Below are 25,406 nucleotides of genomic sequence, written 5' to 3'. Positions count from 1 at the left end.
TTGAGGACTAAGTTTATTTGTATTATTTGATTTTATTGGTCTTGTTTAATATTAACTACCTCATACTCAAAAATACCCTCTGTTCTTATAGGAAAACCCCAACCAACAAGGCCTGAGCTAATGATTATTGTGCAGTGCTTGAATGTTTCTTTTCCGTAATTTCCTGCAAAGTCAGGTTGTAAATGGTAAGAATAAGAGAGTGGAAACATTTGTCCGTTGTGGGTGTGGCCACTGAGTTGAGGTCGACATTATTTTTAATGTTTTCTCTTGTTCCTTGTGGTTGATGGTTTAGGACAATGTTGTAGGTGTTATTTGTAAGATGGTAGTCTTTGGCTTTCTTTCGTTTTTTGTTTGTGTAGTCTTTTCTGCCAATTAGAGTTATGTTGTTTAAATGTACTTCTTGATCATTTAGAATGATAATGTTGTTTTTAGTGATTTCTTGATTAAGTTTATTTTTGTGAATTTTATCTTGTTTTCGTGATTACCATATACAAAATAAACAGGGGCTGCTTTAGTAAGTCTTCCGATTTGTTTAAACAGGATTTCCATATCTTCTTTGGATGTGGATATGATGGCTGAAAGAATCATACAGATGATTGATTTTCTTTTCTTGAATACGATTAATAATACAAATAAACAGAATAGTGTATGTATTGCCCACATAGCTTGATACGTACGCATATTCCAACAGTTTAATACAAATGCGATACAGATAGCGTATCGTATTTTTTTGTTTAATTTATCTTTTAATAGATTGTTTAGTATTATGCATAAAATGATTTCTAGAATGAGGATTCCTATTTGAATATAGATCATACTATCGCTTCCTTTTTCTTTATTGTATATCATGAATAAAGCATATATAATATTTTTTGAGGTTATAAAATTTTAGGGTTATTTAAAAATAGGGAAAGGGTATTAGATATAATGAAAAAGGCGATATTAATAGCACTTAAGATATGCTTGGTTATTTTCTTTGGTTTTTTCTTATGCAATGAATTAAGTGGACCAAGTATGAGTGATACGGATTTTAGTGTGGTTGAAGAAAATGTAATAAAAACCATGGGTACGTATGAATTAGAAAAACAGGGTGGGCAGGCAATAAAAAAATATTTGTCTATTAACTCAGCTGATTATGAGAATATTCAATACTATAAATCATCTGATCCGATGAATGTTCGTGAAATTGTGATTGTGAAATTTAAAGATCCTAATCAAGGAGAAGCGTTTAAAGAGGCTATGCAACAGCGTATTGATACACAAATCAATGCATTTAATGGGTATGGTGTAGAACAGGTTGCTTTATTAAAAAAGGCTGTTATTTCTTTAGATATGAACTATGCGATCTATGTAACTTGTGAAACGGCAAATGATGTTGTTTCTATATATAAAGAACAGTTGTAGGAGGAATTATGGTATTTAATAGTTTAATCTTTATATTTATGTTTTTACCTATAGTATATTTGGCATATACTTTTATTCCTACATGGACATGTAAGTGTAGTATATTAGTTATTTGTTCTTTATTATTTTATTCATGGGGACAACCTGCATCTTTAGTTTTAATGCTTGTGACTATTTTATGGGATTATTTTACTGGTTTAGAGTTATCTCTTTATGAAGGTAAAAAGCGAAAAGTTATTTTCTGGATTGGCGTATTGTTTCATGTGTTGATTTTGATGGTTTATAAATATTTCAATTTCATTTTTGGCTTTACTTCCATTCATGTTCAGTTGGCATTGCCAGTTGGATTATCATTTTTTACGTTCAGTGCCATTTCTTATTTGGCAGATGTCTATCTAGGAAAAAGTAATGCACAAAATAATATTTTGTCATTGGCTTTATACTTATCATTCTTTGGCAAAGTCAGCATGGGACCCATTGTTCAATATCATGATATGGAAGCATTTTTGGCTAAACAACATAAAATTACTGTTGTACAATTTGGAGAAGCTTTTCAAAGAATTATTAAAGGCCTAGCGAAAAAAGTGATTGTCGCTGATCAATTATCTTCGATGTATTCTACATTGTCTACAAATACAACTTGTTTAGGTACTTGGTTATGTGCCATTGCGTATATGCTTCAGATTTATTTTGATTTTAGTGGATACTCAGATATGGCAATTGGAATCAGTCGATTATTTGGTTTTGAATTTGATGAAAACTTTGATCATCCATATATCGCAAATAGTGTGCAGAATTTTTGGCGCAGATGGCATATTTCTTTATCAAGATGGTTCAGAGATTATATATACATTCCTCTAGGAGGAAATCGTGTTTCAGATTCATTGTATATTAGAAATATATTTGTGGTTTGGTTTTTAACTGGCATTTGACATGGTGCAAGCATGAATTTTATTGTATGGGGATTGTACTATGGCGTGTTATTGTTGATAGAAAGATTTGTATGGAAAGATAAGCTTTCTCAACTACCTAAATTTATACAACATATATATACATTATTTCTTGTGTTGATTGGATGGGTATTCTTCTATAGTTCAAGCTTAAAAGATGCGGGTTCAACAATTTTAGCTTTGTTTGGCATTGGTACAAATGGTATTTGGGATAATCAAGTACTGTTCTCTTTGAGACAAAATTTAATTTTGATTGTGATTGCCATCATTTTTAGTATGCCGATATTTGACGTGATTGAAAAACGTATTGTATATATTTGGAAACAAAAAGCTGTGGTATTTAATGTTTGTTTCTGGTGTGTACTTTTCTTGATTAGTTTGGCATTTATTGTTGGAAATACATTTCAGTCGTTCTTGTATTTCGCGTTTTAGAGGGTGGATGTATGAAAAAATATCAAAAAAGAATAAAAAGAATGCTTGCGCTACTAATGCCTTTATTCATTCTCCTTGCACTTGTGATCAATATAATTGTTCCAGATAAAGATATTTCATTTGTGGAAAATCGTTCTCTACAAAAATTTCCTGAGATAAATAAAACGTCATTCGTTGATGGTTCTTTTGAAAATAAAATGTCAAATTGGTTTGGAGATCAATTTGTGGGTCGAAACGGATTGATTCACCTTCGCTATGGAGTTTTAAAATTAATGGGACAAAAAAAGATCAATGATATTTATCTATGTGGTAAGCAGTTGATTGAAGATACAAAACTTCCAAATAAAACACAATTATCAAGAAATTTAAATGCGATCAATGCATTTACAGAAAAGCATTCTGATGTGGATACTTCATTTATGTTGATTCCTAATGCAGTATATGTACAAAATAAGCGATTGCCTTATTTTTCAGATGAGAATGATCAAGGAAAAATTATGGATTCAATCTATAATACTTTAGATAGTTCTGTTTATTCGTTTGATGCAAGAAAAACTTTAAAAAAGCACAGTGAAGAATATTTGTACTATAAGAGTGACCATCATTGGACAAGCTTAGGTGCTTTCTATACATATCAAGCTTGGCAAAAACAACAAGGAAATGATGATGTTTCATTAAAAGATTATGATCAATATGTCGTTTCGAATAATTTCCGTGGTACTTTAGCAAATGGTAGTGGCAGTTTTGGAATTAAGGATGATATTACTATTTTTGTAAATAAGAATTTAAGCGATTATTATGTTCAAGAACCTAAACAAAAAAATAAAGGATCGATTTATGATTCAAGTTTCTTAAAGACAAAGGATCAATATAGTGTATTTTTAGGCGGAAATAAAGATATTCAAAGAATTGAGTTAAATAATAATTCAAAACGTCATTTATTATTGTTTAAAGATTCTTATGCGAATAGCTTTGTTCAATTTATCATGAATGATTATTGTAGTATTACGATTGTGGATCCAAGATATTATCGTGATGATATTGAAAAGGTGATGCAGGAAGATTTAATTACGGATGTAATGTATTTATATAACACAAATACGTTTGTAGAAGATACATCTTTAGCGGATGTGTTGGGAGAATAGCAATGAAAAAAATAAGGAAAAAACATTTTAGCATATTAATTCTTGGGGTGATTATCGTATGTGTGTTTGTGTCTTTTTTTCAAAACAGTCCTAAAAAAGGGGTTGAATATATTGAGGCACAAGAACATAGAAATTTAAAAAAAGTCACACAAAAAATTGCGAAAAGTAAGGAGAAAGAAAGAGAAAAAGCTATTTTAGAAGGAAAACTAGATCCATTTTCTTTATTAGGTGATTTTGTGTTTTATGGAGATTCAAGGGTGCTTCATTATTGTTCTTATGGCTTTTTAGAGTCTTCACGCGTTTTTGCGGATAATGGAGAAACCTTCGCAAATACATCTAAATATAATGATCGATTGAAAGAATTGAATCCAAAACGTGTACTAATGGCATATGGAGTAAATGATATTTACTATAAGGTTGGAGACGATGAAGAGGGTGGTTATCCACAAGTTGTGCGTAATGCCTTGGAAGAAATACATGAAATAGTGCCAAAGGCTACAATTTATGTGTGTGGAATGATTCCTATTAGTCCATATGGATTACAACGTTTAAAAATGGTTGAAAATTCAGGTGAATTTAATTCTGTATTAAAGGAAATTGTCGATGAATATGATTTTGTTGAATATATTGATGATGAAACATTAAGCGTAGGTGGATTAGCAGATATATATGCAGATGATGGCTATCACTTTAAAAGCGATTTCTATCCAACATGGACTCAATATTTAGTATCTTGTATGGACAACTAAGAATGCGTATGTGTTCTTAGTTTTTTCTTTTTCTTACACCATTGTTAGAAAGAATTTTTGTGTTTTGCAGTATAATAAAGTGGGTGAGACTATGTATAAAATAATGATTATTGAAGATGATGAACTCATCTCAAAAAAATTAGAATCGTTTCTTAAATCTTGGAACTATGATGTTAATCGAGTTGTTGATTTTTATAATGTTTTGGATGTATTTCAATCCTTTAATCCAGACTTAGTGTTAATGGATATAACACTGCCTTATTTAAATGGATATTTATGGACGGAAAAGATTCGTGAAGAATCAAAGGTACCTATTATCTTTATTTCAAGTGCTACCGACAATATGAGTATTGTGATGGCAATCTCTAAGGGTGCAGATGATTTTGTGTGTAAACCATTTGATTTAAATGTTCTTGCCGCTAAAATTACGGCAATATTAAGACGTAGCTATGACTTTGTATCCAATCATAATATTCTTGAATATCAAGGTGTACGCTTTAATTTAGATGATAATACAGTAAGTTTTCAATCTTCTCAAATGGAACTGAGCAAGAATGAGGCGAAGATACTTCGACTGCTTATGGAAAAGAAGGGGATGATTGTATCTCGAGATAGTTTAATGGAATATTTGTGGAAGACAGATTTTTATGTGGACGAAAATGCACTAAGTGTGAATGAGAATCGCTTGCGTAAAAAGTTAGAGAGTATTGGCATTGTGGATTTTATTCAAACTAAAAAAGGATTGGGATATAAAATATGAAGTTGTTTATCCATTATTTAAAAGATCGATTGTTCTTTATTATTATCTATGTAGTCAGTGTATTTGTTTGTTTATGCGTATTTAAATTATATAATCTAGAACTAGAAGCTTTTACATATGCTTTTATGATTTTATGTGTCTTATTGGTGGTTTGTTTCTGTGTGGATTACTACAAATATTATAAGAAACACCAAACACTAGTAACGCTTCAATCCAATAGTAATGTTTCTTTGTCTTGTGATCTTCAAGATTCTTCATTGATGGGAGAAGACTATCATGAAATTTTAATGGCTATGAAAGAATATCATGATGAATATGTTATTTCTTCGGAAAATAAAATGCATGATCTAGAAGATTATTTTACGATGTGGGTACATCAGGCTAAACTTCCTATTGCCGCTATGAAATTGTTACTTGAAGACGAGAAATTGAGTCGTAGTGAAATTAAGCTGCAACTCTTACGTATGGATCAATATACAGATATGGTTTTAGCCTATTTACGCTTAAATAGTACGCACACAGATTTCTTATTTAAAGAATTAGAATTAGACGATTTGATTCGACAATCGATTCGTCGTTTTTCTACAGAATTTATTCGAAAACACATTCAATTACATTTTAAAGAAACTGGAGATGTGATTTTAAGTGATGAAAAGTGGCTTGTGTTTGTGTTGGAGCAAATCCTTTCAAATAGTCTTAAATATACAAAAGAAAATGGTTTGATATCTATATATATGAAGTCTAAACATGTTTTAGTTATTGAAGATAATGGGATAGGAATTAGTGCAAGTGATTTAAATCGTGTGTTTGAAAAAGGATATACAGGTATGAATGGGCGTAGTGATAAAACGGCCAGTGGTCTAGGTCTATATTTATGTAAGAATATTTTGAATATGTTAAATCATAAAATAACAATTGAATCTAGTGTAGGTAAGGGTACTCGTGTATTACTAGATCTTACGCATTTTGAAGGAAGAATCGAGTAACCTTACAATCTTGTAAGAATAGTGTTAGCTGAATCGATGGCTGCATTTTTGAATTCTTTGTAGAATTTTGGTGTACATGGAGGTAATGAATATGGCATTATTAGAAGTAAAAAATTTGAAAAAAGTATATACAACAAGATTTACACAGAATCAAGTACAGGCATTGACCAACGTTAATTTTAGTGTGAATACAGGCGAATATGTCGCTATTATGGGGGAGTCTGGTTCTGGTAAGACAACACTGTTAAATATCTTGGCCGCTTTAGATAAACCAACAAGTGGACAAGTCTTATTACATGGTAAAGATATTACGCATATTTCAGAAAAGGAAATTGCGAACTTTCGAAGAGAACACTTAGGTTTTGTATTTCAAGACTTTAATTTATTAGATAATTTTAATAATCGCGATAATATTTTCTTGCCTTTGGTTTTAAGTAAGAAAAAATATCCAGAAATGAAAGAAAGATTGACTCCAATCGCCAAACAATTAGGGATTGAAGATATTTTGGATAAGTTTCCATATGAAATCAGTGGTGGTCAAAAACAGCGTGTGGCTGTTGCTCGTGCCATCATCACAAATCCAGATCTAATTTTGGCGGATGAGCCAACAGGGGCTTTGGATTCAAAGAGTACAGAGGAACTTTTACATTTGTTTGGAACCATCAATGAAAATCAACAGACGATCGTAATGGTAACCCATTCGACAAAGGCTGCCAGTCATGCTTCTCGCGTTCTATTTATTAAGGATGGAAAGATCTTCCATGAAATTTATAAGGGTAACAAGAATTTAGATCAGATGTACCAATGTATTAGTGATACGTTGACATTACTAGCTACAGGTGGTGTTCATCATGAGTAGAGCTTTCTATTTAAATTTAGCAGTAGATAACTTGAAAAAGAATGCGCGTACCATTATTCCTTATATACTAACGAGTGTCTTAACGACAATGATGTTGTATATGGTCGTTTCTTTGGCAACTAATCCGCATTTAGATGAAATTGTAGGAGGAACATCTATAAAGCAGTTATTAGGTTTTGGCATTGTGATTATTGAAATCTTTGCGTTTATCTTCTTGTTCTATACACATAGTTTCTTGATTAAAAGAAGACAAAAAGAGTTTGCGTTATTTTCTATATTAGGAATGGAAAAGAAACACTTAGCTCGCGTCTTGTTTTATGAGACATTAATAACTCTACTTGTTTCATTAATTTTAGGGATTGGATTAGGTGTTTTATTGGATAAAGCGATGTTTTTAATCATCGCAAAAATGATTGGTGCAGATATTGTACTCGGCTTCTACTTTTCTTTTTTTGGCATGAGACAATGCGTTCTTGTGATTGGATTGATTTATGTATTGATCTATTTCTATTCTATGATTCGTATTCATATTTCAAGTCCAATTGAATTGCTTCATTCCGATCATATGGGGGAAAAAGAGCCTAAGGCCAAATGGGTTCTTTCTATTATAGGTATTCTTTGTCTAGGCATTGGATACTATTTATCAATTACGACTAAAAATCCTTTAAGCGCACTCTACGTCTTTTTTGTGGCTGTAGTACTTGTCATTATTGGAACCTATTTATTATTTACATCGATTTCGATCACTTTCTTAAAATTAATGAAGAAAAACAGGAATTATTATTATAAGACGAATCACTTTATTAGTATTTCTGGCATGATGTATCGTATGAAACAAAATGCCGTAGGACTAGCCAATATTTGTATTCTTTCAACAATGGTTTTAGTGATGTTGTCTACAACACTCAGTATGTGGTCAGGTATTGATGAAATTGTGGATTCGCAATACCCTAGAAGTGTAATGGGAAATGGATATGGGGAAGCTGCCAATATTGATTTTGATGAAATGAATGAAGAATTGATTCGTATGGGCATTGTTCCAAAGAATCTTCTTGCGTATAAAGAATTGAGCTATGCTGGATATTTAAAGAATGGAACTTTGATTACAGATTACCAGAATGAGGGGATGAATGCCGTAAATGAGATTCAAGAATTTTATTGCCTTCCACTAAAGGATATTCAGGATTATGAAAATATTAAGGGGTCTTTAAAGCCAAATGAAATCTATGTGTATTCCAACGTAGAGACAATCAAAGAAAAGACTTTATCTTTATTTGGAAAAGAATATGTTGTGAAGAAACAATTGGATCATTTGAAGATGGATGAGAGCAATCCCAATGTGACAGAACATTATTATATTATTGTGGATTCAGAAAAGACTTTAGAGAGGATGCAAGAAGATCAGACAAATGTGTATGGCGATAACGCGAGTACAATATTTGCGAGTTATTCATTTGATTGTGATGCGAATGAGCGTGAAGTTATTAAAAAGTTAGGCCAGAATGAGAATATAAATGATTTTATTTGGATGAATAAATCGGATCAGAAACAACGCTTGATTGAATTATATGCAGGCATCTTATTTATTGGAATCTTCTTAAGCTTTTTATTTATCATGGCAACCATTCTAATTATGTACTACAAACAAATTACAGAAGGCTATGAAGATAAGGATCGTTTTGAGATTATGCAAAAAGTAGGACTTGAACAAAGTGATGTAAAGAAGGCTATTCACTCGCAAGTGTTAACGGTATTCTTTATGCCTTTACTTGTGGCGGGTATTCATATAAGTTTTGCGTATCCAATGATTGAAAAGCTACTTCATTTATTATTTGTGAGTGATTCATGGCTTTATATTCGTACGACAATATTCTGTTTTGTGGCCTTTGCGCTAGTCTACATTGTGATTTATGTATTAACTTCAAAAATCTATTATGGAATCGTAAAGAGAAATGTTTAATTGGATATTAGGGTTTCTTTTGATTGGGTTATGTATCTATATTTATTATGTAAATCATCATGGAATTTAGTACTCAGATAGAGTACTATTTTTTTAGGTGATATATATGTTTATAAATGGATTTGACATCTTGCGGGATGAAATTGATGATTATGTGGCCGATATTAAAAGTATTCGAAGTATAGATCAATTCATGTTTAATAAGCCGGTTACTTTCTTTTGTGGAGAAAATGGAAGTGGTAAATCCACCTTGTTGGAGGCTCTTGCGATTAAAAATGGATTAAATCCAGAAGGTGGAACAAGAAACTATGATTTTTCTACGTATGATTCGTATTCTAACTTACATAAACATATGCGTTTATGGCGTTCTAGAAAACCGGATTGGATGTATTTTTTGCGTGCAGAAAGCTTCTATAATGTTGCGACAAAGGAAATGGAATATAGTGGTGTTTTTTCTGAAAGATATCATGATCAATCGCATGGTCAAAGTTTCTTTTCTGTATTGATGAAACAAACAAATAAAAATGGATTATACTTTCTAGATGAACCGGAAGCAGCTTTATCTTGTCAGAATCAATTGGCCTTACTCTATTTGATTGAGGAATGTGTGAAACAGAATTGTCAGTTTATCATTGCGACACATTCACCTATATTATTGGGCTTTCCCAATGCTCAAATCTTATCGTTTGATGATGGTAAGGTAGAAGAAGTGGATTATAAATCAACTTCTAGCTATCAAACGATGAAATTGTTTTTGGATCGGTATGATTATTTTGTGAAAGACATTCAAGAGAATAATGAAGGAGGGATATTGTGATTAAATTAATTGCGATTGGAAAGAATAAAGATAAGGCATTACAGTCTTTGGAAAAAGAATATATGAAGCGATTGTCGGCTTTTTGTAAGTTTAGTGAAATCGAAGTCAAGGATGAAGCAAATGAGCATGTTTCTAGAGAAGCCGAGGTTTTATTGGTGAAAGAAAAAGAGGGGAATCGTGTTCTAGAAAAATTATCGGACCAAGATTTTGTGGTATTACTTGATCTTCATGGAAAGATGATTGATTCCGAAACATTTGCGAAAAATTTGGATATGTGGCAAATGAAGCATTCAAATATTGTTTTTGTGATTGCAGGAAGTCTAGGGCCAAGTGAAAAATTAGTTTCTAGAGCGAATTATCGTTGGAAATTATCGGATCTAACTTTTACACATTTAATGACGCGTGTCTTGATGTTGGAACAGATTTATCGTGGTTTTATGATCAATAATGGTCGTAATTACCACAAGTAAGTGATGTAAGCGCTTTTTGTGAAAGATTTTACTTGTGAAAAACTAGTCAATCAATTTATGTAGTGATATAATGGATGTGCAAAAAAATGACAGTAGGAGGAATATACATGACAAAGAGAACTGTTAAAGACCTTGATGTTGCTGGAAAAAAGGTCATCGTACGTTGTGATTTTAACGTGCCAAGAAAAGATGGTGTTATCACAGATGATAACCGTATCGTAATGGCTTTACCTACAATTAAATATTTAGTAGAAAACAAAGCTAAAGTTATTTTGATGTCTCACTTAGGAAAAGTTAAGACTGAAGAAGACAAAGCTAAAAACAACTTGGAATGCGTAGCTGTACGTTTACAAGAATTGTTACCAGATGTAAAAGTAACTTTCTGCCCAGTAACTCGTGGTGAAGAGTTAGAAAACGCTGTAAATGCATTAGCTGATGGAGAAATCGTATTAATGCAAAATACTCGTTACGAAAAAGGCGAAAGCAAAAACGATCCTGAATTAGGTGCATATTGGGCTAGCTTAGGTGAAGTATTCGTTGAAGATGCATTCGGATCTGTTCACCGTGCTCACGCTTCTACTGTAGGTATCCCTACAAATATTAAAGAAAATGGATTAGGATTCTTAGTTGAAAAAGAAGTTACAATGTTAGGAAAAGCTGTTGATGAACCAGCTCACCCATTCGTAGCTATCATTGGTGGATCTAAAGTATCTAGTAAGATCGATGTTGTTGACAACTTATTGAAAAAAGCTGACAAAGTTATCATCGGTGGTGGAATGGCATATACATTCTCTAAAGCTGTTGGTGGTTCAATCGGTACTTCATTAGTTGAAGATGACAAATTGGATTTAGCTAAAGAATATTTAGAAAAAGCTGGAGACAAATTAGTTCTTCCTGTAGATAACGTAATCGCTGATGCATTCAGTGAAGATGCTAACACTTCTGTTGCAGATGCTGGACAAATTCCTGATGGATGGATGGGATTAGATATTGGTCCTAAATCTGTTGAATTGTTCAGAAATACTTTAGCTGGTGCTAAAACTGTAGTATGGAATGGACCTATGGGTGTATTCGAAATGCCTAAATTCGCTAAAGGTACTGAAGAAGTATGTAAAGCAATCTCTGAATTACCAGATGCTATTACAGTAATCGGTGGTGGAGATTCTGCTGCTGCTGCAAAACAATTAGGATATGCAGACAAATTCTCTCACGTTTCAACTGGTGGTGGAGCTAGTTTGGAATACATGGAAGGTAAAACATTACCTGGTATCGCTATTATCAGCGAAAAGTAATAAGGAGATGTACTTAAAATGAGAAAACCTATTATCGTTGGAAACTGGAAAATGAATAAAAACAACGCTGAAACAAAAGCTTTCTTCGAAGCTGTTGACGGTGTTGCTGCTAGCGAAAATGCTACTTATGGAATTGGATGTCCATTTACTGATTTAAGAACTGCATTGGATCACGCTAAAAACTTAGTTGTAGCTGCTGAAAACTGCCACTTTGAAGATAGTGGAGCTTTCACAGGTGAAGTTAGTGTTCCTATGTTAGAAGAAATGGGTGTTAAATACTGCATTATCGGTCACTCAGAACGTCGTGAAATGTTTGGTGATACTGATGAAACAGTAAACAAAAAAGCAAAACGTTTAATCAAAGCTGGAATCACTCCAATCTTATGTGTTGGTGAAACAGAAGCTGATTACGATGCTGGAAACTCAGAAAAAGTAATTCGTGAAGAATTAGCTGGTTCATTAGCTGACTTATGTCCAAAATGTGTTGGTGAAATGGTAATTGCCTACGAACCAATCTGGGCTATTGGAACTGGAAAATCTGCTTCAGTTGAAATTGCTGAAAACTGCTGTAAGATTGTACGTGACCAAGTTAAGGTTATGTATGGTGAAGAAGCTGCTGAAAAAGTACGTATCCAATATGGTGGAAGTGTTAAACCTAACAATATCGTTGAATATATGGCTCAACCAGATATCGATGGTGCATTAATTGGTGGTGCTAGTTTAAAAGAAGATAGCTTCACAGAAATCATTGAAAAAACAAAATAATTAATGATGATTTAGGCCTCGAAAGAGGCCTTTAATTTTAGTGGCTTCTAACCAAAAATAAAATAAAGGGTTGTTTGTGAGGCGGTTTCATGGTAAAATACTCATGAACTATTTTAAATAGGGGGTAGAATAAAATGAACTTTGTAGAAAATAATGGTAAAAAAGTCGCAGCAATTCTTTGCGTGGCATCTGCTTTCCCTGTTGTAGCAACAGTAGTTGCAGCCAAGGAAGAACCAGGATGGCATGGCGATCGTTACGTAAATGAAGATAAAACTGTAGCTAAAGGATGGCAAGAAATCGAAGGAAAATCTTACTACTTCTCAGAAGATGGTACAGTAAATTCTTCTAAAACTGAAAATGCTACTACAGCTAGTGTTTCTAGTAACATTACAGGGGAGGTTAAAGAAACAGTGGCTACAGCAAGTCAAGAAGCTGTGAAACAAGAAACAGAAGAAAAAGCAGCTGTTGAAGAAGCGCCTGTTGAAACTCCAGAAGTTACACCTGAAGAAACAACAGACACAACTGATACTACTGAAACTCCAGAAGCTCCTGCAGCTCCAGTAGAAACACCAAGTGTAGACACAAACACAACAGTTACTCCAGATACTTCAACTGATCAAGTAACTCCAGAAGCTCCAGCAGCTCCAGCAGCTCCAGTAGAAACACCAAGTGTAGACACAAACACAACGGTTACTCCAGACACTTCAACTGATCAAGTAACTCCAGAAGCTCCTGTAGCTCCTGTTACACCAGAAGCTCCTGCAGTTCCTGAAACTCCAGCTACACCAGAAGCACCAGCTGATTCAACATTAGGTGATAGAATTTCAGCTGCAGCTCAAGAATTAGTAGGTGTTACAGATGGATTATGGTGTACACAAGTTGTTCAACAAGCTTTAGCTAATGCAGGTGTAAGTGATGCATATCAATTATGGCCAGATCAATATGCTGGTGTATACGGATATTATACTGATTCTCCTCAAGCAGGTGACTTATTGTATTACAACAATGGTGGACGTGGAATTGATCACATTGCGATTTATATCGGTAATGGAATGGCAGTACATGGAAACTATAATGGTAAGACTGTAATTGCTAGTGCATATGTACCTGGAGCAGCTAACCCACAATTCATTCGTGTTGTTAGATAATTTGATTTTATAAGCTTGGCTTTGACCAAGCTTTTTTTTTAATGTTTTGTATTGTATAATATGAGGTAGTTTTGGAGGCTAAATCTTATGAATGAAGCATATAAAAATATAATCGATAGAAGAAGTGTTAGAAATTTTAATGATATAAAAGTAAGTCATGATGTAATTGAAAAAATCGTGTATGCTGGTCAGTGTGCACCAAGTGGAATGAATCGTCAAATTTTTGCCTTTGTGGTTGTAGAAAATGAAGAGTTGATTGAAAAATTGTCAAAAATGAATGCTGAAGTAATGAATTCAACATCAGATCCTTTCTATGGTGCTAAAAGCATGATTATTGTTTTTGCCGATTCTAATGCACCAACCTATTTATATGATGGCGCTTTAGCTATGGGCAATCTAATGAATGCGGCGAATGCACTTGGTGTAGATTCATGTTGGATTCATCGTGCTAAAGAGGTATTTGAAACTGAATTTGGTAAAAAATTAAAGAGGAAGTGGCAAATTCCCGAATCATATGAAGGGATTGGACATTGCATATTAGGATATCGTGCGCAAGAGCTACCAGAACGTGCTCAAAGAACTTCTAAGGTGATTTATGCATAGTATACGTATTGGACAAGCTGTAGATATTCATCAGCTTGTAGAGAACAGAAAACTAATTCTGGGCGGTGTTGAAATAGAGCATTCAAAAGGTTTATTAGGACATTCAGATGCAGATGTTTTAACTCATGCGATTGGTGAAAGTATTTTAGGAGCACTTTCTTTAGGAGATCTAGGAAAACACTTTCCGGATACGGATCCAAAATTTAAAGGAGCCAATAGTTTGGTATTATTAGGTCATATTTATGACATGATGGATGATATGGGATATCAAATTGGTAATGTGGATGCGACCATTTTAGCTGAAAGACCTAAAATGGCACCTCATATCATTCAAATGCGAACAAATATCGCACATGTTTTACATTGTGATATAGAAGATGTCTCTATTAAGGCAACTCGTGGAGAAAAACTAGGCTTTGTAGGGAATGAAGAGGGTATTGTTAGTTTAAGTGTTTGTATATTGGAGAGAAAAGCATGAGAGTTGTAATTCAAAGAGCAAAAAACGCAAAATGTACAGTAGAGGGTCAAATTACAGGTCAAATTGATCATGGATATTGTATTTTAGTTGGTTTTAATAATGAGGATACAGATGAAATTATTGATAAAATGATTCATAAAATTTTATTTTTACGTATTTTTGAAGACGAAAATGGCAAGATGAATAAATCAATACAGGATGTCGTTGGAAGCATTCTATCTATTTCACAATTTACTTTATATGCGGATTGCAAAAAAGGAAATCGTCCAAGTTTTACAAATGCTGGTAAGCCAGATTTGGCTACGGCATTATATGATCAATTTAATCTAAAACTTCAAGAGCAAGGCATGCATGTTGAAACAGGTATCTTTGGAGCAGATATGAAGATTGAATTGTTGAACGATGGTCCTGTAACGATTGTGTTAGATTCAAAGGAGTTGTTTTAATGGAAATTATTTATGGAAATATAATTGCGGATAACATCAAGTCTTCAATGAAACAAAAAATTGATGATATTCGTGCCCAAGGAAAAAGACTACCATTATTAAGTGTAGTTCTTGTTGGTAATAATGCGGCAAGTAATTCTTATGTTCGGGGTAAAGAAAAGGCATGTGCCTCAATTGGTATGCTTCAACAAACGATTCGTTTAGATGAAAATGTATCGCAAAAAGAATTAAGTGATGTAATTGTAAATTTAAATCTAGATCCTGAAGTTGATGGTATTTTAGTACAAATGCCACTTCCTGAACATTTAGATGAAACAGCTGTATTAGAACTGATTGATCCACAAAAAGATGTGGATGGCTTACACCCTATGAATGCAGGGTGTTTATTAACAAATCGACCTGGATTTATTCCTTGTACACCACAAGGTGTCATGGCAATGTTAGATTCAATTGGCTATAAAGATTTATCTGGAAAGCGTGCGGTTGTTTGTGGGAGAAGTAATTTAGTGGGTAAACCAGTTGCGTTACTCCTTCAAAATCGCAATGCGACCGTCACGGTTGTACACTCAAAAACACCGGATATCGAAACAATTGCTTCACAAGCAGATATTTTGATTGTTGCGATGGGTGTTAGTCAAATGGTCAATGAAAATTGGGTAAAAGAAGGTGCCGTTGTAATCGATGTAGGAATTAATCGTGTAAATGGAAAACTTGTTGGTGACTGCGACTTTGAATCTGTGTCAAAAAAGGCTAGTTATGTAAGTCCAGTGCCAAAAGGTGTTGGTCCAATGACGGTTTGTATGTTATTATCGAATACGTTAGATGCATATAAAATGCATATACAAGGAGAATAATTATGGATTATGGATTAAATGATATTGTAGAAATGAAAAAAGAGCATCCTTGTCATAAGTCCAAAGAATGGAAAATTATTCGTATGGGTGCTGATATTCGAATTAAATGTTTAGGTTGTGGTGCCAGTGTTTTGATGCCTAGACAAAAATTTGAAAAAAAATTAAAAAAAGTAATTCGACATGAAGAAGAATAGAGAGGATGTATAAATTTATGCCATTAACTGCAGGAATCGTTGGTCTTCCAAACGTTGGAAAGTCAACGTTATTTAACGCTATTACTAAATCTCAGGTAGAAGCTGCAAACTATCCATTTGCGACAATTCAACCTAACGTAGGAGTTGTAGAAGTACCAGACTATCGTATTGATCGTTTAGTTGAAATCTTCAATCCAAAAAAGACAATCTATACTACATTTGAATTTACAGATATTGCTGGATTGGTTAAAGGTGCTAGTCAAGGTGAAGGTTTAGGAAACCAATTTTTATCAAACATTCGTTTAACAGATGCGATTTGTCACGTGGTTCGTTGTTTTGATAACCCTGATATTACACATGTTGAAAATAGTGTAGATCCAATTCGTGATATTGAAATCATTAACTTAGAGCTTACTTTAGCAGATTTGCAAACTATTGAAAATCGTAGAAGTAAGATTGAACGTAAAGCTAAGACAAACAAAGACAAGGAATCTTTAGATGAATTGGCTTTATTAGATCGTCTTCAACCTGTTTTAGAAGAAGGAAAACCAGCTCGTTCTCTAGAATTGAATGAAGAAGAACAAATTTTGATGAAGGGCTATAACTTATTAACCGCAAAGCCAATGATCTATGTTGCTAACTTAGATGATGAAGGTATTATGGATCCAGATTCATGTGCTTACTATAATCAAGTAAAAGAATATGCGCAAAGCCAAAATAATCAGGTTGTTGCCTTATGTGCGCAGATGGAAGAAGAATTGTCTGGCTTGGATAAAGAAGAAAAAGATGCATTCTTAGAAGAATTAGGTGTAAAAACATCAGGATTGGATCAATTGATTCAAAAGGCATATTCAGTATTGGATTTATGCACATTCTTGACTGCTGGAGAAGATGAGTGTCGTGCATGGACATTTAAAAAGGGCATGAAAGCACCTGATTGTGCCGGTATTATTCATACAGACTTTAAGAAAGGCTTTATTCGTGCAGAAGTATATCGTTTTGACGATATTGATGAATTAGGTAGTGAATTAGCTATTAAAGAAGCAGGGCGCTTGCGCTTAGAAGGAAAAGATTATGTCGTTCAAGATGGCGATGTAATGCATTTTAGATTTAATGTTTAATTTTCAAAATATAATTTATTTGGTTATTGCCGTAGTATTATCTATGTCCATTCATGAAATGGCACATGGTTTGGTTTCTTATTGGATGGGAGATCCTATAGCTAAAATCGAAGGAAGATTGAGCTTAAATCCATTTAAGCATGTAGACTGGGTTGGTCTAGTTTGTTTGTTGATATGTGGATTTGGATGGGCAAAACCAGTACCAATCGATTCGAGATATTATAAAGACGCAAAAACAGGAATTATATGGACAAGCTTTGCGGGTCCAGTTGCAAATTTTCTTTTAAGCTTTATTTGTGTGTTTCTGTTTTATGCATTATATAAATTTGCTCCTTATTTTATGATGTCAAAGGTAGGTTATTTTGTATCAAATGCATTAACTTATACAGGACTTATTTCAACAGGTTTTGGAATATTTAATTTAATTCCAGTACCTCCATTAGATGGTTCTAAGGTGTTATTTTCATTTTTGCCTGATGATAAATATTATAAGTTTATCAATGGAGCACCATGGATGAATTTATTGTTTATCTTTATGATTTTTACAGGTATCTTAGATTATCCATTAGGCATGTTACGCTCGAATATGATTCAATTTTTTGAGATGATTGCAAAGATGATTTTAGGTTTCTAAAGTCATCTTTTTTTAAACGCTTTCAGAAAAAAATACCATTTAACTAAAAATTAACACAAATTTAATATTGTTTTGACATTATTTTTATTGCATAATAAAGGCGTCGCGATATGCGTAAAAATTGAAAATAAAATAATTCATTTTATAAAAGGAGTTCGAGATGGAAATAGTTACAATGGTCTTATCCCTATTAGGTGGCATTGCGTTATTTTTGTTCGGTATGTCTTTAATGGGCGATGGACTAAAAAGCGTAGCCGGTAATAAATTAGAAGCATTCTTGTACAAAATGACAAACACAAGTTTAAAAGGTGTTGCCCTAGGTGCAGGTGTTACTTCCGTTATTCAATCTAGTAGTGCTACGACAGTAATGGTCATTGGTTTTGTTAACTCAGGTATGATGAAACTAAGACAAGCAATCGGTATTATTATGGGTGCTAATATTGGTACAAGTATTACTGGTTGGATATTGTGTTTATCTTATGTTGGTGGATCTAGTGGTATCGCAAGCTTATTTTCGACAGCTACGATTACAACGTTGTTTGCGTTTATTGGTATTTGTTTAAAAACATTTGGAAAACGTACAACACATAAAAATGTTGGTAATATCATGCTTGGATTTGCGATTTTAATGACGGGTATGCAACAAATGAGTGGAGCTGTTTCACCTTTAAGAACAAATGAAACATTCATTAGTATGCTTACAATGTTCTCAAATCCAGTCATGGGTATTCTTGTTGGTATTTTGTTTACAGCGGTTCTACAAAGTGCAAGTGCTGCGATCGGTATTTTGCAGGCACTATCTATGACAGGCTCATTGACATTTGCGGCAGCATTCCCAATTAACTTGGGTATTGGTATTGGTGCTGCATGTCCAGTGTTGATTTCTGCTTTAAGTGCAAACAAGAATGGTAAACGTACCGCATTAGAATATTTGATCAATGACTTATTTGGTATGATTATTTGGTCTATCTTATTCTATGGTTCAAATCTATTTATGCACTATGATTTTGTGAATAAAGTTATGTCTCCAATAAATATTGCATTAATGAATACAGCGATTCGTTGTGGAAATGTATTAGTTTTATTCTGGTTCATTCCTCAAATTGAAAAATTATTGATGCGTATTGTCAAAGACAGTCCAGAAGATCTAGCAGAACAGGCTGACTTTGATTTATTAGAAGAACGTTTGATTCCTTATCCTGCCTTAGCTATTGCTCAATGTCATCGTGTTATGAATGGTATGGCTAAAAAGGTTCGTAATAATGTGAATCGTTCAATGAACTTGATCAATGAATTTAGACCTGAAAAATATGAGAAGGTACATCGTAAAGAAACATTGATTGATAAATATGAAGCGCGTTTAGGTTCTTATTTGATGCAACTTACAAAACAAGCATTAAATACTGAACAAACAAGACAAGTCTCATTATATCTTCATACTATTAGTGACTTTGAAAGAATCGGTGATCACGCGGCAGATATTGCCGAGATGTCAAAGAGTATCAATGAAAATCATATGGAAATGTCAGAAGCTGCCATGAATGAGTTAAACCTTGTCATGGAAGCAGTTCGTGAATCGATGAATATGACATACCATGCATATCTAGAAGATGATTTCGATTTGGCTCGACGTGTATCTCCACTTGGAATTGTCATTCGTGGACTATGTGATGAAATGAAATTACGTCACGTTGAACGTTTATCTCAAGGAAACTGTGGACTTGAAGAAGGTACAGTATTCAATGATTTATTGAATAGTTTAAACCGTATTGCCACACACTGTGCAAGTAGTATGGTGGCCTTGGTCAAGATTCGTGAAAAAGATACAGATATCCACATTCACGATTCAAAAGTATATGCGATTGAGGGTGATGATTATAAAACGACGTTGGCTGAATATCGCGAAAAATATGATCTTGGACAAAGAGAAGGTCGTATTGTAAGTATGGAAGACGATCAAGTTGAATAGAAATTAAAAAAGGGCCTGAGAAATCAGGCCTTTGATGTATTAATTTGAATGTCACATTTGTCTTGGATTGAAAAAGTATTAAAATAGGCTTCTTCTAAAGGAATCCAGCGTTGAATGAAATTATTCAACATCTTTGGATTTCTTTTTCTTAGTCTTTCTATTTGTTCATCTTTATTGACTGTTAAGAAAACGGAAAAATCATAATATTTTTGAAGACTAGAATGCATAGAATAAGAGCCTTCTATAATATTGAATGTTTTATATGGAATCAAGATAGTATGCTCTATAGACATAGTTGAACAATTAAATTTACACAACTTCACATCTTCATGTTTTGATAATGGAATCAATATCTCTTGTTCAAAACGCTCATGATCCACGTTTTCTCCTGGACTTGTAAGTCTTTCTGTTGTCCTTTGATGGGGTTGCAAGAAAAAGTCGTCCATTTTAAATACGTTGCAGTCATATACTAGTTTTAAAAGATTTGAAAGTGTTGTCTTACCCGAAGCACAACGTCCATCAATTGAAATCATAGAAGGGTGGTTGTTGTCTATATATTTGAATAGTTCTAAAAATGGAACATATTTTTTGTGAATCAGACGATATGCAGGATGATACAATTGATTGAATGTATCGGAATGATGAATGGCCGGATAATTATCTTCTTTCCATTTAGAAAGAATGCATTTTGATTCTTCTACTGAAAAGGGAAGTTCGTTATTTGAAATTAAATCCATAAGAGATTGATTTTTTTCTTCGAGTTGTTTTATTCCATTTTTTTCTTGTTGACTCGATAATATAAATAAAGTGCTCAACGTGTCTACACTTAAACCATAATTTAAATGGATACGAACATAGTCTCCGTCTAATTCTTCTATAGAATTAAAAGAATCTTTATTGTCTTGTAGTTCATGTTCAATATTTGATTTGACTTTAGAAAAATCAGAAACAAGGTGTTCACAACCAAAACAACTTTGATACAAGAATTTCATAAGGTCTTGTAGTTCTAATTTAGGATAGATTTTAAATTGATTGAGGATATATTCTTTGGTGTTCATAGAAATTATTTTATCATATTCTTCTCTTTTTTATTATAGATAAAAACTATAACTGGCGTATATTATTAAATATTATCAATAATCATTTAGAAATGATAGAATAATGTTATTGGAGGGAATTTACTTATGTTGAATATAAAATATGATATTGTAGGATCTTTTTTAAGACCACAAGAAATTAAAGAGGCTCGTGCTAAATTTAATAATAATGAAATCACATATGAACAATTGCGTGATATTGAAGATGAACAAATCACAAAATTGGTTGCCAAAGAAGTACAGCACGGCTTGAAGTTTGTGACAGATGGAGAATTCCGTCGTCGCTGGTGGCATTTGGATTGGTTAAAAGAATTTGATGGTTTTACCACAAAACACTTAGATAAGTTTATTAATGGAAGAAACAATCATATTGAATTGGGTATGATTGAAGGAAAGATCTTCTATGATCCAAATAAAGCACATAAAGAAATGTACGCATGGGATTTTTTGAAGAATGAGGCTAGTAAATATGGAGTAGAGGCCAAGAAATGTATTTCTGGACCAAATATGATTTTGATTGATCATTTCTTACAATTAGGCATTAAAGATACACCATATTATGGTACGGATATTGAAGCTGTGATTGAAGATATTGGTTTGGCATATCAAGCAGCCATTCGTGATTTTTATAATCATGGATGTCGCTATATTCAAATTGATGATACTTCATGGACATATATGATTGATGATACGTTTGTATCCAAAGTAGAAGGTTTGGGTTATACAAAAGCTCAGGTATTAGATTGGTTTGTACGTGTAAGTATAAAGGCATTAGAAAATCGTCCTGAAGATATGCAGATTGCGACGCATTTCTGTAAAGGAAACTTTAAAGGAAATCCTTTATTCCATGGATTCTATGATACGATTGCAAAATCTGTCGCAAGTATTCCATATGATGGCTATTTTGTAGAATATGATGATGCTCGTAGTGGAACCTTTGATCCATGGGCTATTTTAAAAGGCACAGACCGCACATTTGTGGCTGGATTGATTTCTACAAAACGTCCAGAATTAGAAGAACATGATGTGATTAAAGCTCGTTATGAACAAGCTAAAGCAGTTGTAGGAGATAACATTGCTCTTTCTCCACAATGTGGATTTGCCTCTGTAGAAGAAGGAAACTGTATTGATGAAGAAACACAGTGGAAGAAAATTGATTTATTGGTATCTTGCCAAGACTTCATTTAAGAGAAATCGTTCGATTTCTCTTTTTTTCACAAAAAAAGGAACAATTATTTGTTCCCGTAGTATGAATTTAAGAAAGATTCTTTGAATTCTTTAAATGTACCATCTAAAATAGCTTGTCTAGCCTGTTCTGTAAGACGGATGATGAAGCGAAGATTATGCATGGAAGCTAGTTCAAAATATTTAGCAGATTCAGTACGATCTTGCGATTTCCATAGTCTTCTTAATTCGCCTAATGTGATTTTACTTTGACATGTAGGGCAATCACAATCTTCATCAATTAGCAAATCACTATCTCTATATTTAGATAAATTGATAGGTCCATGCATTGTATATAATCTTCCATGCCTTGCCTCTCTTGTGGGGGCAACACAATCAAATGTATCCGCTCCATTTTCAGTTCCAATTAAAATATCATCTGGATGGGATAAACCTAATAAGTGTCTTGGTTTATTTTCTGGAAGTTCTTCATTGCACCAAGTTAAAATATCGCCTAATGTTTCTTTCAAGAAAGCTCCGCCTAAGCCATAGCCATCAAAATCCATTTGTGCGTATTTTTTACAAGTAGATCTTCTCAAGTCTTCCCAACGACCACCTTGGATAACTCCATACAAAGATTGGTGATAGCCTAAATCATCACAATGTTTCTTATGTTCATCTAGACTTCTTTTTGCCCAACGCTCAGTTCTTGCCAAGGATTCAACATTATATTCATATGTATCCGCTAAAGAAGTTAATTCATCATAAGCCATATGGATATCAGCTCCAATACGACATTGAATCTGCATACTTTCTTCAGGACCAATAAAATCTTCCTGTCCTGTAAATGGATCATGAAAGTGTACTCCATCTTCTGTGACATGAGCCAAACGTTTTTCTTCTTCGGTATTTTTCATGTTGTCTTCACGTTTCATGCTGACAACTTTTCCACAACCTGAACCTAAAGACATGACCTGAAATCCACCAGAATCTGTTAGAGTAGGACCATTCCATTTTGACCATGCAGATAAGCCTCCATTAGCGGCAATCTCAGGGGAAATGTTTCGTAAATGATATCCATTACTTAACATGGCTTGAGCATTGATGCTCTTTAATTCTTCCATAGAAACAAAACGAACTTCCCCATGTGTTCCCACACACATAAATGCCGGCGTTTTAATGTCTCCATGAGGTGTATGTATAATTCCGGCTCTTCCTAAATGGCCAGGAATTCTTTTTTCAATTTCAAAATAAAATTTATTGTCATTTTTATATTCCATAAATGCCTCCAACCCATTTATTCTATCACATATTAGCGTCGGCTTATATAAAAGATTATGCCAAGTATACTGATTATACCTGCAACATATCCGATGGATAGAATATTCATCAAATTAATGGTTTGTCCTCCAATAAAAGATCCTAATCCAATACCTAGATTAAAGATGCCTGAAAAAATCGACATCGCAACAGAACTTGTATTTTCATCAGTTGCTAACATTGTTTCTGATTGACAAGCCACATTAAATGCAGTAGAGCTAGTTCTCCATACAATACACATCAAAGAGAATAGTGAAATTAAGATGAATCTCTTTCTGTTCTTATTGAAATTTGAGGACAATATACTTTTGCCGATTCTGGCAACATCCAATAAAGAAAGTACAAATGTAATTGTTGTATTGGATAAGTTTGCCTCTTGCGATAAGTAGGGTTCAATATAGTTATAGGTAATATATAGTACGCACTAACAAACAATAAATATTTATCTTTCAAAAACAATTTTTATTTTGCCATAAGTTTTATTGAAAACCCCATTTTTTCTTTCTATAATATATATCGGTGATAATTTATGAAGAAAACAATTTGGATAGCAACGAGCAATGCTCATAAGGTTGAAGAATTTCAGACAATGTTGAAGGATTGTGATGTGAAATGTTTAAAGGATTTAGATCATAAAATCAATATTATTGAAGATGGAACAACTTTTGAAGAAAATGCATTGATCAAAGCTCGTACATTATTTAACGAACTACATGAACCTGTCATTAGTGATGATTCAGGTTTAGAAGTGGATGCGATGGATAAAAAGCCTGGTGTTTATTCGGCTCGTTTTTTAGGTGAAGACACGAGCTATGATATTAAGAATCAATATATTATAGATCAAGTGCAAGGAAAGACGCGTACAGCTCGTTATGTATGTGTGATTGCGTATATTGATGAAGAAGGAAAAGAACATGTGTATCGCGGTGAATGTGAAGGTTTGATCCATGATAAATTGGAAGGGGAAAATGGATTTGGATATGATCCTATCTTCTATTATCCTGAATTTAAGACAACACTTGCCAGTGTGAGTGAAGAAAAGAAAAATAGTGTATCTCATAGAGGAATCGCTTTAGAAAAATTTTTGAAAGATTGGAGTAAATAAGTATGTTGCATGTTGTATTGTATGAACCGGAAATTCCACAAAATACAGGAAATATTATTCGAACTTGTATGGCGACAGGTTCTCGTCTACATTTGATTGAACCATTAGGTTTTTCTTTGGATGAAAAACATTTGCGCCGTTCAGGAATGGATTATATTAAAGATGCCGATATTCATATTCATAAAAATTGGGATGCGTTTGTAGCTGAAAATCCAAGTGAACATTATTATTTTATGACACGCTATGGAAAAAAAGCTCCAAGCGAATTTGACTTCACAAAAGAAGAGGGCGATGTTTATTTAGTACTTGGAAAAGAAAGTACAGGTGTAGATAAAAAGATCCTTCAAGCACATTTAGATACTTGTATGCGTCTTCCTATGGTCGCAAACGCAAGAAGCTTGAACTTATCCAATTGTGCTGCCATTATTGTGTATGAAGTGTTACGTCAACTTGATTATCCTGGACTTAGTACACATGAAGAGCTTAAGGGAGAGGATTGGCTTGAAAATCTTAAGGTCGATTGATAAATGTATGGATTCGTTTGAAAAACGAATCTTTCTTTTTATATTTTTTCTTTGTCTATATTGGTTGTGGCAGAATCTATGGCAGCTGATTCTGTTTGGCAAATTATTTTTTGTGTATGATTATGAAAGTTTATTTAACATACAGGCAAAACTTAGTTCG

General features: G+C 33.4%; 29 protein-coding genes. 25 read left to right on the top strand and 4 right to left on the bottom strand.

Features of this window, described 5'->3' with window-relative positions; all coding sequences use genetic code 11:
• Positions 1 to 408: 408 nt before the first annotated feature.
• A complete protein-coding gene (locus tag Q3907_RS02765; protein WP_301897143.1) occupies positions 409 to 816 on the bottom strand; it encodes a hypothetical protein in 408 nt (135 codons plus the stop codon).
• Positions 817 to 927: 111 nt separating this feature from the next.
• Here Q3907_RS02765 and Q3907_RS02760 point away from each other — a divergent pair, with 111 nt between their 5' ends.
• The 22 genes from Q3907_RS02760 to Q3907_RS02655 all read left to right on the top strand — a co-directional run bounded on the left by Q3907_RS02760 (position 928) and on the right by Q3907_RS02655 (position 20,036).
• Positions 928 to 1,404, top strand: coding sequence for a DUF4358 domain-containing protein (locus Q3907_RS02760; protein ID WP_301897141.1), 477 nt, complete (start codon positions 928 to 930; stop codon positions 1,402 to 1,404).
• A gap of 8 nt (positions 1,405 to 1,412) precedes the next feature.
• Complete coding sequence (locus Q3907_RS02755) at positions 1,413 to 2,336, top strand: MBOAT family protein (protein WP_301897140.1); 924 nt, start codon at positions 1,413 to 1,415, stop codon at positions 2,334 to 2,336.
• Between the two features lie 12 nt (positions 2,337 to 2,348).
• Complete coding sequence (locus tag Q3907_RS02750) at positions 2,349 to 2,786, top strand: hypothetical protein (RefSeq protein ID WP_301897139.1); 438 nt, start codon at positions 2,349 to 2,351, stop codon at positions 2,784 to 2,786.
• A gap of 11 nt (positions 2,787 to 2,797) precedes the next feature.
• Complete coding sequence (locus Q3907_RS02745) at positions 2,798 to 3,931, top strand: DHHW family protein (RefSeq protein ID WP_301897138.1); 1,134 nt, start codon at positions 2,798 to 2,800, stop codon at positions 3,929 to 3,931.
• A 2-nt stretch (positions 3,932 to 3,933) separates the two neighbouring features.
• Positions 3,934 to 4,680: a GDSL-type esterase/lipase family protein gene (locus Q3907_RS02740; protein WP_301897136.1), complete on the top strand. Its 747-nt coding sequence runs from the start codon at positions 3,934 to 3,936 to the stop codon at positions 4,678 to 4,680.
• A 91-nt stretch (positions 4,681 to 4,771) separates the two neighbouring features.
• A complete protein-coding gene (locus Q3907_RS02735) occupies positions 4,772 to 5,440 on the top strand; it encodes a response regulator transcription factor (RefSeq protein WP_301897135.1) in 669 nt (222 codons plus the stop codon).
• The gene (locus Q3907_RS02730) at positions 5,437 to 6,426 is read left to right on the top strand and encodes a sensor histidine kinase (protein ID WP_301897134.1); all 990 of its coding nucleotides are present in this window, start codon (positions 5,437 to 5,439) and stop codon (positions 6,424 to 6,426) included. Before Q3907_RS02735 ends, Q3907_RS02730 begins: the two co-directional genes overlap by 4 nt.
• A 91-nt stretch (positions 6,427 to 6,517) precedes the next feature.
• Entirely contained in the window at positions 6,518 to 7,285 is a 768-nt protein-coding gene (locus Q3907_RS02725; RefSeq protein ID WP_301897133.1) for an ABC transporter ATP-binding protein, read from the top strand.
• Entirely contained in the window at positions 7,278 to 9,245 is a 1,968-nt protein-coding gene (locus Q3907_RS02720) for an ABC transporter permease (protein WP_301897132.1), read from the top strand. Before Q3907_RS02725 ends, Q3907_RS02720 begins: the two co-directional genes overlap by 8 nt.
• 106 nt (positions 9,246 to 9,351) lie before the next feature.
• Positions 9,352 to 10,062 (top strand): AAA family ATPase, encoded by a 711-nt coding sequence (locus Q3907_RS02715; RefSeq protein WP_295642829.1) that lies wholly within the window; start codon positions 9,352 to 9,354, stop codon positions 10,060 to 10,062.
• On the top strand, positions 10,059 to 10,532 hold the full coding sequence (locus Q3907_RS02710; protein WP_117570818.1) for a 23S rRNA (pseudouridine(1915)-N(3))-methyltransferase RlmH: 474 nt from the start codon (positions 10,059 to 10,061) through the stop codon (positions 10,530 to 10,532). The genes Q3907_RS02715 and Q3907_RS02710 overlap by 4 nt, the downstream gene beginning before the upstream one ends.
• 107 nt (positions 10,533 to 10,639) lie before the next feature.
• Positions 10,640 to 11,824, top strand: coding sequence for a phosphoglycerate kinase (pgk, locus tag Q3907_RS02705; RefSeq protein WP_301897129.1), 1,185 nt, complete (start codon positions 10,640 to 10,642; stop codon positions 11,822 to 11,824).
• 18 nt (positions 11,825 to 11,842) lie between these two features.
• Complete coding sequence (tpiA, locus tag Q3907_RS02700) at positions 11,843 to 12,589, top strand: triose-phosphate isomerase (RefSeq protein WP_003864374.1); 747 nt, start codon at positions 11,843 to 11,845, stop codon at positions 12,587 to 12,589.
• Positions 12,590 to 12,723: 134 nt separating this feature from the next.
• Positions 12,724 to 13,737, top strand: coding sequence for an NlpC/P60 family protein (locus tag Q3907_RS02695; RefSeq protein WP_301897126.1), 1,014 nt, complete (start codon positions 12,724 to 12,726; stop codon positions 13,735 to 13,737).
• 87 nt (positions 13,738 to 13,824) lie between these two features.
• Positions 13,825 to 14,340, top strand: coding sequence for a nitroreductase (locus Q3907_RS02690; RefSeq protein ID WP_301897124.1), 516 nt, complete (start codon positions 13,825 to 13,827; stop codon positions 14,338 to 14,340).
• Complete coding sequence (gene ispF / locus Q3907_RS02685; RefSeq protein WP_301897122.1) at positions 14,333 to 14,818, top strand: 2-C-methyl-D-erythritol 2,4-cyclodiphosphate synthase; 486 nt, start codon at positions 14,333 to 14,335, stop codon at positions 14,816 to 14,818. Before Q3907_RS02690 ends, ispF begins: the two co-directional genes overlap by 8 nt.
• The gene (gene dtd, locus Q3907_RS02680) at positions 14,815 to 15,264 is read left to right on the top strand and encodes a D-aminoacyl-tRNA deacylase (protein WP_301897121.1); all 450 of its coding nucleotides are present in this window, start codon (positions 14,815 to 14,817) and stop codon (positions 15,262 to 15,264) included. The genes ispF and dtd overlap by 4 nt, the downstream gene beginning before the upstream one ends.
• Complete coding sequence (gene folD / locus Q3907_RS02675) at positions 15,264 to 16,118, top strand: bifunctional methylenetetrahydrofolate dehydrogenase/methenyltetrahydrofolate cyclohydrolase FolD (RefSeq protein WP_295561579.1); 855 nt, start codon at positions 15,264 to 15,266, stop codon at positions 16,116 to 16,118. Before dtd ends, folD begins: the two co-directional genes overlap by 1 nt.
• A 2-nt stretch (positions 16,119 to 16,120) precedes the next feature.
• On the top strand, positions 16,121 to 16,312 hold the full coding sequence (locus Q3907_RS02670) for a DUF951 domain-containing protein (protein WP_295561578.1): 192 nt from the start codon (positions 16,121 to 16,123) through the stop codon (positions 16,310 to 16,312).
• A gap of 17 nt (positions 16,313 to 16,329) precedes the next feature.
• Positions 16,330 to 17,433 carry a redox-regulated ATPase YchF gene (gene ychF / locus Q3907_RS02665; protein ID WP_301897118.1) on the top strand — a complete coding sequence of 368 codons (1,104 nt, stop codon included), beginning with the start codon at positions 16,330 to 16,332 and terminating at the stop codon, positions 17,431 to 17,433.
• Entirely contained in the window at positions 17,426 to 18,067 is a 642-nt protein-coding gene (locus Q3907_RS02660) for a site-2 protease family protein (RefSeq protein ID WP_301897117.1), read from the top strand. Before ychF ends, Q3907_RS02660 begins: the two co-directional genes overlap by 8 nt.
• A gap of 160 nt (positions 18,068 to 18,227) precedes the next feature.
• Complete coding sequence (locus Q3907_RS02655) at positions 18,228 to 20,036, top strand: Na/Pi cotransporter family protein (RefSeq protein ID WP_301897115.1); 1,809 nt, start codon at positions 18,228 to 18,230, stop codon at positions 20,034 to 20,036.
• 23 nt (positions 20,037 to 20,059) lie between these two features.
• On the opposite strand, the gene Q3907_RS02650 is transcribed toward Q3907_RS02655, so the two are convergent.
• Entirely contained in the window at positions 20,060 to 21,094 is a 1,035-nt protein-coding gene (locus tag Q3907_RS02650) for a hypothetical protein (protein WP_301897113.1), read from the bottom strand.
• Positions 21,095 to 21,220: 126 nt separating this feature from the next.
• Between Q3907_RS02650 and Q3907_RS02645 the strand changes: the two genes are divergently transcribed.
• Positions 21,221 to 22,321, top strand: coding sequence for a methionine synthase (locus Q3907_RS02645; RefSeq protein WP_301897111.1), 1,101 nt, complete (start codon positions 21,221 to 21,223; stop codon positions 22,319 to 22,321).
• 44 nt (positions 22,322 to 22,365) lie between these two features.
• Here Q3907_RS02645 and tgt read toward each other — a convergent pair whose 3' ends face one another.
• Together tgt and Q3907_RS02635 are read right to left on the bottom strand one after the other, a co-directional pair.
• Positions 22,366 to 23,577 (bottom strand): tRNA guanosine(34) transglycosylase Tgt, encoded by a 1,212-nt coding sequence (gene tgt / locus Q3907_RS02640; protein ID WP_301897109.1) that lies wholly within the window; start codon positions 23,575 to 23,577, stop codon positions 22,366 to 22,368.
• Between the two features lie 32 nt (positions 23,578 to 23,609).
• Complete coding sequence (locus Q3907_RS02635; protein ID WP_301897107.1) at positions 23,610 to 23,858, bottom strand: hypothetical protein; 249 nt, start codon at positions 23,856 to 23,858, stop codon at positions 23,610 to 23,612.
• 288 nt (positions 23,859 to 24,146) lie between these two features.
• Between Q3907_RS02635 and rdgB the strand changes: the two genes are divergently transcribed.
• Both rdgB and Q3907_RS02625 read left to right on the top strand, forming a co-directional pair.
• On the top strand, positions 24,147 to 24,722 hold the full coding sequence (rdgB, locus tag Q3907_RS02630) for an RdgB/HAM1 family non-canonical purine NTP pyrophosphatase (protein ID WP_295642870.1): 576 nt from the start codon (positions 24,147 to 24,149) through the stop codon (positions 24,720 to 24,722).
• 2 nt (positions 24,723 to 24,724) lie between these two features.
• Positions 24,725 to 25,246 (top strand): tRNA (cytidine(34)-2'-O)-methyltransferase, encoded by a 522-nt coding sequence (locus Q3907_RS02625; RefSeq protein WP_295642873.1) that lies wholly within the window; start codon positions 24,725 to 24,727, stop codon positions 25,244 to 25,246.
• The last annotated feature ends 160 nt before the right edge of the window (positions 25,247 to 25,406 follow it).

Source organism: uncultured Holdemanella sp. (assembly GCF_958348295.1).
Taxonomy (GTDB): Bacteria; Bacillota_I; Bacilli_A; order Erysipelotrichales; family Erysipelotrichaceae; genus Holdemanella.
The sequence above is the reverse complement of the archived record's forward strand: the minus strand, read 5'-3'. Positions and strand labels throughout refer to the sequence as shown.